Genomic DNA, 13670 nt, shown 5'->3' on the forward strand with positions numbered 1-13670 from the left:
GCGGCTGGGGAAGGCCCGAGTGTAGCGGGTTCGGAAAATTCGCGTTGGCGCCCGGGACGCGCGCCAACGGAAGCCCGAACCGGTTCAGCGCGTCAGCACCGGCGCCAGCGCCTTCGGGTTGACGATGCAGTCATGCTTGCCACCGAGCACATCCAGGATGTTCTGGAACGCCGTGCGGAAATACAGCTCGTAGCTGTCACGTTCGACATAGCCCAGGTGCGGCGTGCAGATGCAGTTTTCCATGCGCAGCAGCGCGTGGCCCTGGAGGATCGGCTCTGACTCGAACACGTCGATCGCGGCCATGCCCGGGCGGCCCCGGTTCAGCGCGGTGACCAGCGCGTTCTCTTCGAGCAGTTCGGCGCGGCTGGTATTGACGAACAGCGCGGTCGGCTTCATGGCGGTCAGGTCGGTCTGCTTGACGATGCCGCGGGTGTCGTCGTTCAGGCGCAGGTGCAGCGACAGCACATCGCTGTCGGCGAACAATTGCTCCTTGGATGCTGCCACGTCCAGGCCATCGGCGCGCGCGGCGTCCTGCGACGCCTCGCGGCCCCAGACCAGCACCTTCATGCCGAAGGCGCGGCCGTAGCCGGCCAGCAGCCGGCCGATCTTGCCGTAGCCCCAGATCCCCAGAGTCTGGCCGCGCAGCACCTGGCCCAGGCCGAAATTGGGCGGCATCGTCGTTGATTTCAGGCCCGACTGCTGCCACGCGCCGTGCTTCAGGCTGGCTACGTATTGCGGTATGCGGCGCTGGGCGGCCATGATCAGGGCCCAGGTCAGCTCGGCCGGCGCCACCGGCGAGCCCACCCCTTCCAGCACCGCCACGCCGCGGTCGGTGGCGGCATCCAGGTCGATATGGCTGCCGGGCCCCGCGCCGACCCGGCCGGTCTGGCTGATCAGCTTCAGTTTTGGCAGTTTTTCCAGCAGTTGGCGCGTGATACGGGTGCGTTCGCGTATCAGCACCACGGCTTCCACGTCCGAAAGGCGCGCCGCCAGCTGGCCCACGCCCTTGACGGTGTTGTTGAACACCTTGACGTCGTGCCCCTCCAGCAGGCTGAAGCAAGGCAGCTTGCGCACGGCATCCTGGTAATCGTCGAGTACGGCAATCTTCATCGGCAACCCTGGTTATCTTCGGGACGTTGTGCCAGTTGGTGCGGGCGCCCACCGAGGCGCGCGCCGGCCAACAGTATTGTTGTGAAACGTTTGCGAACCCCGCACCGGTGTGCCACCACCCTGGCGCCGCGCGGCGCAAATACCGCACCGGCCGACGCCGGCAATTGTTGCGCAGCAAAAAACAGGGGGGTGCGCCAGTGGTATCCTTGCCCGCTCCGGTGCCGCCGCGGATTGTCGGTCGAGCGTTGCTCCCGTCGCGCGGCTGCCCCCGGACAAAGCCCGGCCGGCATCTGCAGGCCACCCTGTGCGGGCGAAGCGCCACTGTAGCGCAGCCGCCGTGACCGCCGCGACCTTTTGCGCAAACCGGGCCGCAGCAGAGTTGTAACGGGATGTGACGCTATCGATGCGCCCCCTGGCGGCACACTGCAGGGACGAGCGCCAGTGACGGTTCCGCCCCGCGCCATGCATGACAACCCGCCGGCCAGGCTTTGCAAGGATTCCATCCCTTCCTTCCCTTTACAAACCTGGAGTTTGCAGTATGAACCACCCCACGATGCAAGGTACGGCAGCCGTCAATGCCCCGGCCTGGGTCAAGCACCCCAAGCTGATCGCCTGGGTCGCGGAAATCGCCGCGCTGACCAAGCCCGACAATATCTACTGGTGCGACGGCTCGCAGGAAGAATATGACCGCCTGTGCGAGCAGATGGTCGCCGCCGGCACCATGAAACGGCTGAACCCGGCCAAGCGCAAGAATTCCTTCCTGGCGTTGTCGGACCCGTCGGACGTGGCCCGCGTCGAAGACCGTACCTTCATCTGCTCCGAGCAGCAGGAAGATGCCGGCCCGACCAACAACTGGACCCCGCCGGCCGAAATGCGCCAGACCCTGGCCGGCCTGTTCGACGGCTGCATGCGCGGCCGCACCCTGTATGTGGTGCCGTTCTCGATGGGGCCGCTGGGTTCGCCGATCGCCCATATCGGCGTGGAACTGTCGGATTCGCCGTACGTGGCGGTCAACATGCGCATCATGACCCGCATGGGCAAGGCCGTGTACGAGGTGCTGGGCAGCGACGGCGCCTTCGTGCCGTGCGTGCACACGGTGGGCAAGCCGCTGGCCGCCGGCGAGAAGGACGTGGCGTGGCCGTGCAATCCCACCAAGTACATCGTGCATTTCCCGGAAACGCGCGAGATCTGGTCGTTCGGCTCGGGCTACGGCGGCAATGCGCTGCTGGGCAAGAAGTGCTTTGCGCTGCGGATCGCCTCGACCATGGGCCGCGACGAAGGCTGGCTCGCCGAGCACATGCTGATCCTCGGCGTGACCTCGCCCGAAGGCAAGAAATACCATGTCGCCGCCGCCTTCCCGTCGGCCTGCGGCAAGACCAACTTCGCCATGCTGATCCCGCCCAAGGGTTTCGAGGGCTGGAAGGTCACTACCATCGGCGACGACATCGCCTGGATCAAGCCGGGTAAGGACGGCCGCCTGTACGCGATCAACCCGGAAGCCGGCTACTTCGGCGTGGCGCCGGGCACCAGCGAGAAGACCAACTACAACGCGATGGCGACCCTCAAGGAAAACGTCATCTTCACCAACGTGGCGCTGACCGACGACGGCGACGTCTGGTGGGAAGGCATGACCAAGGAAGCGCCCGCGCACCTGATCGACTGGCAGGGCAAGGACTGGACCCCGGAGATTGCCAGGGCCACCGGCGCCAAGGCCGCGCACCCGAACGCGCGCTTCACCGCGCCCGCGTCGCAATGCCCGTCGATCGACGACAACTGGGACAACCCGGCCGGCGTCCCCATCGATGCCTTCATCTTCGGTGGCCGCCGCTCGACCACGGTGCCGCTGGTGACCGAGGCGCGCAACTGGACCGAAGGCGTCTACATGGCCGCCACCATGGGCTCGGAAACCACCGCCGCGGCGGCCGGCCAGCAAGGCGTGGTGCGCCGCGACCCGTTCGCCATGCTGCCGTTCTGCGGCTACAACATGAGCGACTACTTCGGCCACTGGCTCGCACTGGGCAACAAGCTCGAAGCCGCGGGCGCGAAGCTGCCGAAGATCTACTGCGTCAACTGGTTCCGCAAGGACGCCGACGGCAACTTCGTGTGGCCGGGCTTTGGCGAGAACATGCGCGTGCTGTCGTGGATGATCGACCGCGTCGAAGGCAAGGGGCAGGGCGCCGAGCACGTGTTCGGCACCTCGCCGCGCTACCAGGACCTGAACTGGAACGGCGTCGAGTTTTCGCCGGCGCAGTTCGAGCAGGTGACCTCGATCGACCGCGATGCCTGGCAGAAGGAGCTGGCGCTGCATGACCAGCTGTTCACCCAGCTGCAGCATCACCTGCCGCAGGCGCTGGCGCAGACGCGCGCGGCCTTGGGCAAGCGACTGGACGGCTGAAACAGGCCGCATCGCGCGGTTTGCTCCCCTCTCCCCATGAGGGGAGAGGGAGAACACCTTGCTTAGGCAAGTTCGGGCGGTTTGGGAGCACTCAAAACCGCTCTTCTCGCTTGTCTCCCGGGGCATCCATCACCCCGCCTCGCTGTCCCCCAGCGTCTCCACCGCATACTTCACCAGCCCGGCGCGCCCCTCTATCCCCAGCTTGCGCTTGAGGTTCAGGCGATGGGTCTCGACGGTGCGCACCGATACTCCCAGCTGCGCCGCAATCTCCTTGTTGGCCAGGCCGCGTCCGATGCCGCGCAGGATATCGCGCTCGCGCGGCGTGAGCGCATCGAGCGGGCCCGCCGCGGGGCTTTGCTCGGCGATGCCGCGCGCGATGCGGGCGCTGTAGAACACGCGTCCCGCCAGCACCGAGCGGATCGCCGCGATCAGCTCGTCGGCCGGGGCATCCTTGAGCACATAGCCGCGCGCGCCGGCGCGCACGGCCTGGCGCACGTATTCGAGGTTGTCGTGCATCGACACGATCAGCACCGCGAGTTCCGGATAGCGATCATGCAGCGCCGCCGCCAGCGCAATGCCGCCCATGCCGCGCATGCCGATATCGGTGATCACCAGGTCCGGCATCTCGGCCGCGCCGGCGCGCTCCAGCCACGCCAGCGCGGCTTCGCCGTCATCGGCTTCGCCCACCACGCGCAGCCCGGGCTGCAGCGCCAGGTGCATGCGCATGCCGTCGCGCACCAGCGCGTGGTCGTCGATCAGCAGCACGCGCGCGGGCGCTTCTTTATCTTCTTCGCGATCTTCGGCAAGAAACTGGATCATGACTGCGAGGGTCCTGCGGTAATGGCATCGCGCGCGGCGGCCGCCGTGCTGGCCAGCGGCAGCGAGGCGATGATCTGGGTCCCGCCCAGGCCGGAAAGGATGTCGAACTGCCCGCACAGCGCGGCGATGCGCTCGCGCAGGTTGCGCAGGCCAATGCCGCGCTGCGGGTCGGCCTGCATGCGCGCGACGTCGAAGCCGTGGCCGTCGTCGCGCACGGCCAGGCGCGTGGCATCGGCATCGAACGCGAGCGACACGGCAACGCGCCGGGCACCGGCGTGGCGCTCGACGTTGGTCAGCGCTTCCTGGGCGATGCGGAACAGCGCCGTGGCCTGCTCGTCGGGCAGTTCGCGCGGGGTGCCGCTTTGCGTCACCACGATCTCGAGGCCGCTGCCGCCCTGCATCTCGCGCGCCAGGTGCTGGAGCGCGGCGAACAGCCCCAGGTCATCGAGCAGCGCCGGGCGCAGGTTGCGCGCCACCCGCCGCACTTCATTGAAGACGGTGTCGAGCCGGTTCAGCGCCATGCCCAGCACCGGCGCCACCGCCGCGCCTTCGGACGGGGCCAGGCGCAGCCGGTTGGCGGCGGTTTCCAGCACCAGCTTGACCGAGACCAGCAGCTGGCTGATGCCGTCGTGCAGCTCGCGCGACAGCCGCGCGCGCTCTTCTTCCTGCGACTGCACCACGCGCTGCGCCAGCTGGCGCAGCTTGGCGTCGGCCTCGCGGTGTTCGCTGACGTTCAGCGCCAGGCCGCTGGCTGCCACCAGCAGGATGCTGATGCCGGCGATCACGCCGATCCACGCCATGGTTTCGCGGATATCGGTCTCGGCGCGCGCGTCGAGCTGGCGCAGCGTGCTTTCGACGTCATCCAGGTAGATGCCAGTGCCGAGCATCCAGCCCCATTCGGGCACCGCCACCACGTAGCCGAGCTTGGGCGCCAGTTGCTGCGACGAGGGCTTGCGCCACTGGTAGCGCACCGCGCCGCCGCCGCCCTTGGCCGCGGCGATCAGTTGCTGGATGGTGGGCGCGCCCTGCGGGTCACGCAGCGTCCACAAGTCCTGGCCGACCAGCTCGGGCTGGCGCGGATGCATCAGGTTGCGGCCCTGCAGGTCGTACAGGAAGAAGTAGCCGTCGGGACCATAGTCCAGCCGCGCCAGCGCTTCCATCGCCGCCTGGCGGGTGGCGGCGTCGTTGCGGCCGGAGCGCACCAGCGGCGCGATCGCGCTCTGCGCCAGTTCCACGTAGTGGCGCAGCTCGGTCTCCTTGCTCTGCAGGTAGGCGGCCTCGACCAGCGCACGTTCATGTTGCGCGAGCTGGGTGGCCTGGAACCGCACCGCCAGCGCGATGCCGAGCATCGCCACCGCGAGCGGCGCCACGGCGAGCAACAGGATTTTCTGGCGGAGTTTCATACAAGAGTCGGGGAACGGGGGTAAACACCGATGCCGCGCAGGCGGCATGCCACCGTCGACTTGCGTAGTACTACGCATAAGTGCTGCGTAGTTACGCGCTTGTGCCAGGTTTGGCGGCTGTCAATACTACACGCCGGACGCGCAAGCCGCCCCAACATGCGGCGCGGGTCCACGCAGTTGGTGCACCGCCTACCCGGTTGGTGCACCGCCTGCCTGCAAGACGAGATCCGGAAACGACACGAACCGGGCGCGCAGCAATTCATTCCAGCAGTCCAGGAGACCCCTCACCGCCGGATTGCCCTCGCTGCCCGCCCAGGCGCGCCCGCCGCCGACCCGCCCGTTGCCAGTTGCCAGTCCTTCGCCGCCGCAGGCTTTCCAAATCCCGGTCTGAGGAGACCCTTCACTATGAATCGCATCGGAGAACACCTGGTGTGGCTGGCCGTCGCCATCCTTGGCGCGTTTGCCTTCGGCACCGTCGCGCTGGCGCGCGGCGAAGCCGTCAGCGCGCTGTGGATCGTGGTTGCCGCGCTCTGCATCTACCTGATCGCCTATCGGTACTACAGCCGCTTTATCGCCGACAAGGTGATGCAGCTCGATCCCAAGCGCATGACGCCCGCGTGGCGCCATAACGATGGCCTGGACTACGTGCCGACCAACAAGGCAGTGCTGTTCGGCCACCACTTCGCCGCGATTGCCGGCGCCGGGCCGCTGGTGGGCCCGGTGCTGGCGGCGCAGATGGGCTATATGCCCGGCATGCTGTGGCTGCTGGCCGGCGTGGTGTTCGCCGGCGCGGTGCAGGATTTCATGGTGCTGTTCATCTCGACGCGCCGCGACGGCCGCTCGCTGGGCGACCTGGTCAAGTCCGAGATGGGCACGGTGCCGGGCATGATCGCGCTGTTCGGCTGCTTCATGATCATGATCATCATCCTGGCGGTGCTGGCGCTGATCGTGGTGAAGGCGCTGGCGGACTCGCCCTGGGGCACCTTCACCGTGGCGGTGACCATCCCCATCGCCATCTTCATGGGCATCTACACGCGCTACATCCGCCCGGGCCGCATTGGCGAGGTCTCGGTGATCGGCTTCGTGCTGCTGATGCTGGCCATCATCGGCGGCCAGTACGTGCATGAAAGCGCGACCCTGGCGCCGCTGTTCACCTACGACGGCAAGGCGCTGACCTGGATGCTGATCATCTACGGCTTCGTCGCCGCCGTGCTGCCGGTGTGGCTGCTGCTGGCCCCGCGCGATTACCTGTCGACCTTCCTGAAGATCGGCACCATCATCGCGCTGGCGGTGGGCATCCTGATCGTCGCGCCAGAACTGAAGATGCCGGCCTTCACGCAGTTCGCCGCGGGCGGCGGGCCGGTGTGGTCGGGCAACCTGTTCCCGTTCCTGTTCATCACCATCGCCTGCGGCGCGGTGTCCGGTTTCCACGCGCTGATCTCGTCGGGCACCACGCCCAAGCTGCTCGAGAACGAAACCCACGCGCGCTTCATCGGCTACGGCGCGATGCTGGCCGAGTCCTTCGTCGCCATCATGGCGCTGGTGGCCGCCGCGGTGATCGAGCCCGGCGTGTACTTCGCCATGAACAGCCCGGCCGCGGTGATCGGCACCACGCCGGAAGCGGTGGCGCAGGCAGTGTCGACCTGGGGCTTCGTGATCACGCCGGACGTGCTGGTGCAGACCGCCAAGGACGTCGGCGAAAACACCATCATCTCGCGCGCCGGCGGCGCGCCGACGCTGGCCGTGGGCATCGCCCACATCCTGCACCAGGTGGTCGGCGGCCAGGCCATGATGGCGTTCTGGTACCACTTCGCCATCCTGTTCGAGGCGCTCTTCATCCTGACCGCCGTCGACGCGGGCACCCGCGCCGGCCGCTTCATGCTGCAGGACCTGCTGGGCAGCTTCGTGCCGTCGATGAAGCGCACCGACTCGCTGCCGGCCAACCTGATCGCAACCGCCCTGACGGTGGCGGCCTGGGGCTACTTCCTATACCAGGGCGTGGTCGATCCGCTCGGCGGCATCAACACGCTGTGGCCGCTGTTCGGCATCTCCAACCAGATGCTGGCCGCGGTGGCGCTGGTGCTGGGCACCTGCGTGCTGGTCAAGATGAAGCGCGGCCAGTACGCCTGGGTCACGCTGGTACCGACGGTCTGGCTGCTGATCTGCACGCTGACCGCCGGCTGGCAGAAGCTGTTCCATGCCGACCCGAAGGTCAGCTTCCTGACCCACGCCGCCAAGTTCAGCGCCGCCATCGCCGAAGGCAAGGTGCTGGCGCCGGCCAAGTCGATGGAGCAGATGCACCGCATCGTCTTCAACGACTACCTGGACGCGGGCCTGTGCGCACTGTTCATGGTGGTGGTGCTGTCGATCGTCTGCTACGGCTTCAAGACCGCGCTGCAGGCCCGCGCCGTGAACCGCCCGACCGACAAGGAAACGCCGTTCGAGCCGCTGCCGGGCGCCGCTTCGGCGCAGTCCTGATCCTGACCTCGACAAGGAGCCGCCATGCTGGAACAACTTGGCACCATGGGCCGGTACCTCGGGCAGTCGCTGCGGCTGATGGTCGGGCTGCCTGACTACCAGACCTATGTGGCGCATATGGAAAGCACGCATCCTGACCGTGCGCCGATGAGCTACGAGGAATTCTTCCGCGAGCGCCAGGAAGCGCGCTACGGCGGCGGGCAGGGCAAGTGCTGCTGAAGCCATGCTGAGCAGCGCCGCCGAACCTTCTCCGGCGGCAGACAATGCAGACAGGCGATCACATGATCGCCTGTCTTTTTATTAAGTGTTGTATTTCCACCGCGTCTTTGTAATGGCCCGATACCGTTTCTGCAGGGGGTTACAGGGCTTTACAGGTGGTTACAGCAAGGCTGCGGCACCTTATCTACACTTGCGACACATCATGGCAATTCGAGGAAAAAACATATGACTCGCCATCCCGTTCGCAACCTGACCGTTGCCCTTGCCCTGGCGGCCTGCGCGCTGCCGGCCGTCGCGGGCGACATGAACAATGCCCTCGGCGGCGCGCTCGGCGGTGTCGCCGGTGCCGCGGTCGGCGGCGCGCTGGGCGGCAGCACCGGCGCGGTGATCGGCGGTGCAGTGGGCGGCGGCGCCGGTGGCGCGGTCACATCCAACCGCCGCGAGCGCACCGGCGCCATCATCGGCGGCGCGCTCGGCGGTGGCGCCGGCACCGCGGCCGGCAACGCCATGGGCGGTCGCACCGGCGGCCTGATCGGCGCCGGCCTGGGCGGCGGCGCGGGCGCGGCGCTGGGCGGCAATATCTCGCGCAACAACTCGTACGACGACGATCGCCGCTACTACAACAAGAGCCATTACAAGCGCAAGAAGCACAAGCACCATCATCGCCACCACTACGACGATTAAGTCGCAGCGGGGTCAGCAAAACGGGCCATCATGGCCCGTTTTTCTTTGGCGCCGCGACCGCCGGGTATCCACCAGCCCTGGTTGCGTTGCGGCGTCTGGCATAATCGACCAGAGTCCGGCCCGGATCTGCCAGCGCGTGAAACAAAGAAGCCCGCACCGGTCCCGGTGCGGGCTTCTTCTCCAATAAAGCGGGAGAGACGCGGGGCGCTCTCCTAAAGACCTGTGGAGACCAGGTTGTAGCGGTGGACCGTGCCGGCTCAGAGCGGCGCGCGATCGGTCGTGGTGTCGTACTTCGCGCCTTCCGAGAAGGTGTCGAACTTGCCGGTGCGGGCGCCGTCGGTGAAGGCATCGAACTTGCCGGCCTTGGCGCCGTCCGTGTACGGGTCAAACTTGCCGGCCCGGGCGCCGTCAGCATAGACATCGAAGCTGGCTACCTTGGCGCCGTCGGTGTAGACGTCGAACTTGCCATTCTTGGCAAAGGCGGGCGCGGCGGAGAGAGCAGCGGCGACGGTGGCGACAGCGATCAGGACGTAACGGTTGGTTTTCATGATTCAGGCCTTTCTGTAGCGTGGATGCCTGATCCGGCACCTTCAGGTGAAGGGCATGTTGCATTGCGGCATCCGATGGCTAGATATTAGGCATTTCCCTCATATCAATAAATATCAGAATCCACAATGATTAGTTTTGATTCGGACAATAAAATAAGCTGATTGCGTAAGAATTCAGCAAAGAAACCGGAGACTATGTCATGGATCGCCTGCAGTCGATGCGTGTGTTTTCCAAAGTGGTGGAGCTCGGCAGCTTCGCGCGTGCAGCGCAGCAGCTGGAAATGTCCAACGCGGTGGTCACGCGCTACGTGGCCGACCTGGAAAGCCACCTCGGCACGCGCCTGCTCAACCGGACCACGCGCAGCCTGTCGCTGACCGATGCCGGCGAGACCTATCTGCAGCGCTGCCAGCAGATCCTGGAAGACGTGGAGGAAGCGGAAAGCGTGGTCACGGCCCGCAGCCAGTCGCTGTCCGGCACGCTGCGCCTGGTGACGCCGGTGATGTTCGGCCTGCACCTGCTGCCTGACCTGCTGTCGCGCTTCCAGCGGCTTTATCCGGACGTAGTGTTCGACGTGATCCTGTCGGACCGCAATGTCGATATCGTCGAGGAAGGCCGCGACGTGGCCGTGATGCTGTCCGACCTGGGACTGGGCTCGCACCTGGTGGCGCGCCCGCTGCTGTCGGCCGAAGTCATCCTGTGCGCCTCGCCTGGCTATGTCGCGGCGCACGCGCCTATCCGCCATGCCCATGAACTGAGCCACCATCGCTGCATCGCCATGCGCCTGCCCAACGCCGAGCACGAATGGACGTTGCTCGGACCGGAAGGCGAGGTGACCGTGCCGATCCGCCCGGGGCTGCTGTGCAGCAACGCCGAGCTGGCGCACCAGGCCGCGCTGGCCGACATGGGCGTGGCCATGCTCTCGTCCTACCTGGCGCGGCCCAATATCGAATCGGGCCGGCTGGTGCACGTGCTGCCGCAATACCAGTTGCCGCGGCGCGATGTCAGCGTGGTCTACCCGAGCCGCAAGTTCCTGCCCACCAAGGTGCGCGCCTTTATCGATTTCCTGCTGGAAGAGGGCCAGGTGCGGGGCAAGGAGGAGCAGCCGGCCGTCAGCCTTGGCGCCCACGCCGTGCGCACTTGAACGGCGGCGCCCGCGTAGTGCCGCAGCAAACAAGAACGCCCGGCAATGCCGGGCGTTCTTGCATGGGCGGCTGCGCTTACTCGCCGGCCGCTGCCGCGCGCGTCTTCTTGGCCGCCGCGGTCTTGGCAGGCGCCTTCTTTGCCGCGGCCTTCTTCGCCGGCGCCTTGGCCGCGGCGGTCTTGGCCGCAGTCTTGGCGGTTGTCTTGGGCGCCGGCGCCGCTTCGGCTTCCGCCGTGCCGCGCGAGGCCGCCTTGGCCGGGGCCTTGGCCGCGGTCTTGGCGCCCGCCTTTGGCTCGCGCGCCTCGAACTCGAAGCCGATCTTGCCGTCCGGCTGCTTGACCAGGAAGGCCTTGAAGTTGCGGCCCGTGCGCGACGACTTGAAGCCGGTCAGCAGGTCGGTCTTGCCTTCGTTGAGCAGCTTGCCGATCTGCTCGCGGCTGATTTCCTGCTGCAGGATGATCTTGCCGGTGGTGAAGTCGCAGCTCTTGGGGCTGGTGGTGCTGTTCTCGCAGACGTACTTCATGCCGTGTTCGAACACCGAGCCGCCGCACTTCGGGCAGGTTCCCACCGGCTCCTGGCCGCTGAAGTCGACCGGCTCGCCGTCGTTGTCGTCGTCGTTCTGGCCAAAGTCGAATTCCATCTTGTAATGGCCTTCGTCGTCCTTGCCCAGCTTGAGGATGGCGGCGAACGGGCGGCCCATCTTGCTGCGGAAACCCTGCAGCGGACCGATCTCCTTCTTCAGCAGCAGTTCCTCGACTTCGTCGATCTCGAACTGGCGGCCACCCGGGATCTTGCTGATCGAGAATTCGCACGCGGTGCAGGCAAAGCGGCGGTAGTTCTCCTTGACCTGCCCGCCGCACTGCGGACATGGCGTGTCCAGCGTGGCATAGTCACCCGGGATGGTGTCGCTGTCGTATTCCTTGGCGCGCTTGACGATCTGCTGCGTCATCTGCGCGATCTCGCGCATGAACTCGTCGCGCTTGAGGCGCCCGCGCTCGATCTGCGAGAGCTTGTGCTCCCACTCGCCGGTCAGTTCCGCCTGGGTCAGTTCCTGCACGCCCAGGCCGCGCAGCAGCGTCATCAGCTGGAACGCCTTGGCGGTGGGAATCAGCTCGCGGCCTTCGCGCACCAGGTATTTCTCGGTCAGCAGCCCTTCGATGATCGCCGCGCGCGTGGCCGGCGTGCCCAGGCCCTTGCCGGCCATGGCTTCGCGCAGTGCGTCGTCGTCGACCAGCTTGCCGGCGCCTTCCATCGCTGACAGCAGCGTGGCTTCGTTGTAGCGCGCGGGCGGCTTGGTGGTCAGGCCGACGCCCTCGACCTTGTCGGTCTTGACCTTTTCATCCTTGGCCACCGGCACCAGGTTGGCGGCATCTTTGTCGCCTTGCGCTTCGCGGCCGTAGATCACCAGCCAGCCCGGGTTGACCAGCACCTTGCCTTCGGTCTTGAAGTGGTGGCCGGCGACTTCGGTAATGCGCGTGGTGACCTGGAACTCGGCCGCCGGGAAGAACACCGCCAGGAAGCGGCGCACCACCAGGTCGTACAGCTTCTGCTCCGGCTCGGACAGGTTCTTGGGCGCCTGCAGCGTCGGGATGATGGCGAAGTGGTCGCTGATCTTGCTGTTGTCGAAGATCCGCTTGTTGGGCTTGACCCAGCCCTGCGCCAGGATCTTCTTGGCGTGCGGCAGGTAGTTGGGCGAGCTGTCGGCGAGCATGTCCATGGTCTGCTTGACCGTGTCCAGGTAGTCCTCGGGCAGCGCGCGCGCGTCGGTACGCGGGTAGGTCAGGACCTTGTGCTTTTCATACAGCGCCTGCGCCAGGCCGAGCGTGTTCTTGGCCGAAAAGCCGAAGCGCGAGTTGGCCTCGCGCTGCAGCGTGGTCAGGTCGAACAGCGCCGGCGACTGCTGCGTCGACGGCTTGGATTCCTCGGTGACGGTGCCGGGCTTGTCGCGGCAGGCGGCGACAATGCTCTTGGCCTCGGCCTCGCTCCACAGCCGCGAATCGCGCGCCTCGGGGTCGAACTCGTTCTTCTTGAACTTGGGATCGAACCAGCGGCCTTCGTACAGGCCGGCTGCGGCGATGAACTCGGCGCGCACCTCCCAGTAGTCGCGCGGCACGAAGTGCTTGATCTTCTCTTCGCGCTCCACCACGATCGACAGCGTCGGCGTCTGCACGCGGCCCACGGTGGTCAGGAAGAAGCCTCCGCCCTTGCTGTTGAACGCGGTCATGGCGCGCGTGCCGTTGATGCCGACCAGCCAGTCGGCCTCGGAGCGGCAGCGCGCGGCATCGGCCAGCGGCAGCATGTCTTCGTCTTCGCGCAGGGCGGCAAAGCCGTCGCGGATCGCCTGTTGCGTCATCGATTGCAGCCACAGCCGGCGCACCGGCTGCTTGGCCTTGGCCTGCTGCGCGATCAGGCGAAAGATCAGTTCCCCTTCGCGCCCCGCGTCGCAGGCGTTGATCAGCGCGGTCACGTCCTTGCGCTTGATCAGCCGGTTCAGCACCTTCAGGCGCGACTCGGTCTTGGCGATCGGGCGCAGGTCGAAGTGCGGCGGAATCACCGGCAGGTTGGCGAAGCTCCACTTGCCGCGCTTGACCTCGTATTCGTCCGGCGCGGCGATCTCGACCAGGTGGCCGACGGCGGAGGACAGCACGTAGTCATCGTTCTCGAAATACTCGTCGTGCTTGGTAAACCCCCCGAGGGCACGGGCGATATCCGCCGCGACCGACGGCTTTTCCGCGATGATGAGGGCTTTTGACATGGGAAGGGTCCTTGCGGGCTGCATCCGGCAACCCGCTAATTGCACTGCAAACGTAGTAATCAGAACGCCGGGGGGCTTTGAGGCGCCAATAATAAGCGCGGTTTCGACGGCGGTGCA

10 protein-coding genes are annotated in these 13670 nt (G+C 66.6%); 5 read left to right on the forward strand and 5 right to left on the reverse strand.

Features of this window, described 5'->3' with window-relative positions; all coding sequences use genetic code 11:
* Positions 1 to 84: 84 nt before the first annotated feature.
* Positions 85 to 1110: a D-2-hydroxyacid dehydrogenase family protein gene (locus tag MKD50_RS16395; protein WP_115702750.1), complete on the reverse strand. Its 1026-nt coding sequence runs from the start codon at positions 1108 to 1110 to the stop codon at positions 85 to 87.
* Positions 1111 to 1648: 538 nt separating this feature from the next.
* On the opposite strand from MKD50_RS16395, the gene MKD50_RS16400 reads away from it, so the two are divergent.
* Positions 1649 to 3505, forward strand: a complete 1857-nt coding sequence (locus MKD50_RS16400; RefSeq protein WP_252667750.1) for a phosphoenolpyruvate carboxykinase (GTP) — start codon at positions 1649 to 1651, stop codon at positions 3503 to 3505.
* A gap of 129 nt (positions 3506 to 3634) precedes the next feature.
* On the opposite strand, the gene MKD50_RS16405 is transcribed toward MKD50_RS16400, so the two are convergent.
* Positions 3635 to 4324: a response regulator gene (locus MKD50_RS16405; protein WP_115702746.1), complete on the reverse strand. Its 690-nt coding sequence runs from the start codon at positions 4322 to 4324 to the stop codon at positions 3635 to 3637.
* Positions 4321 to 5727: a cache domain-containing protein gene (locus MKD50_RS16410; RefSeq protein WP_115702744.1), complete on the reverse strand. Its 1407-nt coding sequence runs from the start codon at positions 5725 to 5727 to the stop codon at positions 4321 to 4323. Before MKD50_RS16410 ends, MKD50_RS16405 begins: the two co-directional genes overlap by 4 nt.
* A 405-nt stretch (positions 5728 to 6132) precedes the next feature.
* Here MKD50_RS16410 and MKD50_RS16415 point away from each other — a divergent pair, with 405 nt between their 5' ends.
* The 3 genes from MKD50_RS16415 (at position 6133) to MKD50_RS16425 (ending at position 9108) form a co-directional block, all read left to right on the forward strand.
* Complete coding sequence (locus MKD50_RS16415) at positions 6133 to 8205, forward strand: carbon starvation CstA family protein (protein ID WP_115702742.1); 2073 nt, start codon at positions 6133 to 6135, stop codon at positions 8203 to 8205.
* A 24-nt stretch (positions 8206 to 8229) separates the two neighbouring features.
* On the forward strand, positions 8230 to 8424 hold the full coding sequence (locus MKD50_RS16420) for a YbdD/YjiX family protein (protein ID WP_012354346.1): 195 nt from the start codon (positions 8230 to 8232) through the stop codon (positions 8422 to 8424).
* A 225-nt stretch (positions 8425 to 8649) separates the two neighbouring features.
* Positions 8650 to 9108, forward strand: coding sequence for a hypothetical protein (locus MKD50_RS16425; protein WP_115678975.1), 459 nt, complete (start codon positions 8650 to 8652; stop codon positions 9106 to 9108).
* Positions 9109 to 9365: 257 nt separating this feature from the next.
* Here the strand turns inward: MKD50_RS16425 and MKD50_RS16430 are convergent, their stop codons facing one another.
* A complete protein-coding gene (locus MKD50_RS16430) occupies positions 9366 to 9656 on the reverse strand; it encodes a hypothetical protein (RefSeq protein ID WP_115702740.1) in 291 nt (96 codons plus the stop codon).
* Between the two features lie 200 nt (positions 9657 to 9856).
* On the opposite strand from MKD50_RS16430, the gene MKD50_RS16435 reads away from it, so the two are divergent.
* Positions 9857 to 10798, forward strand: a complete 942-nt coding sequence (locus MKD50_RS16435; RefSeq protein ID WP_252667751.1) for a LysR family transcriptional regulator — start codon at positions 9857 to 9859, stop codon at positions 10796 to 10798.
* Between the two features lie 76 nt (positions 10799 to 10874).
* Here the strand turns inward: MKD50_RS16435 and MKD50_RS16440 are convergent, their stop codons facing one another.
* A complete protein-coding gene (locus MKD50_RS16440; RefSeq protein ID WP_252667752.1) occupies positions 10875 to 13553 on the reverse strand; it encodes a DNA topoisomerase III in 2679 nt (892 codons plus the stop codon).
* Between the last annotated feature and the right edge of the window lie 117 nt (positions 13554 to 13670).

It is taken from the genome of Cupriavidus mimosae (assembly GCF_023952485.1).
Lineage (GTDB): Bacteria > Pseudomonadota > Gammaproteobacteria > Burkholderiales > Burkholderiaceae > Cupriavidus > Cupriavidus taiwanensis_C.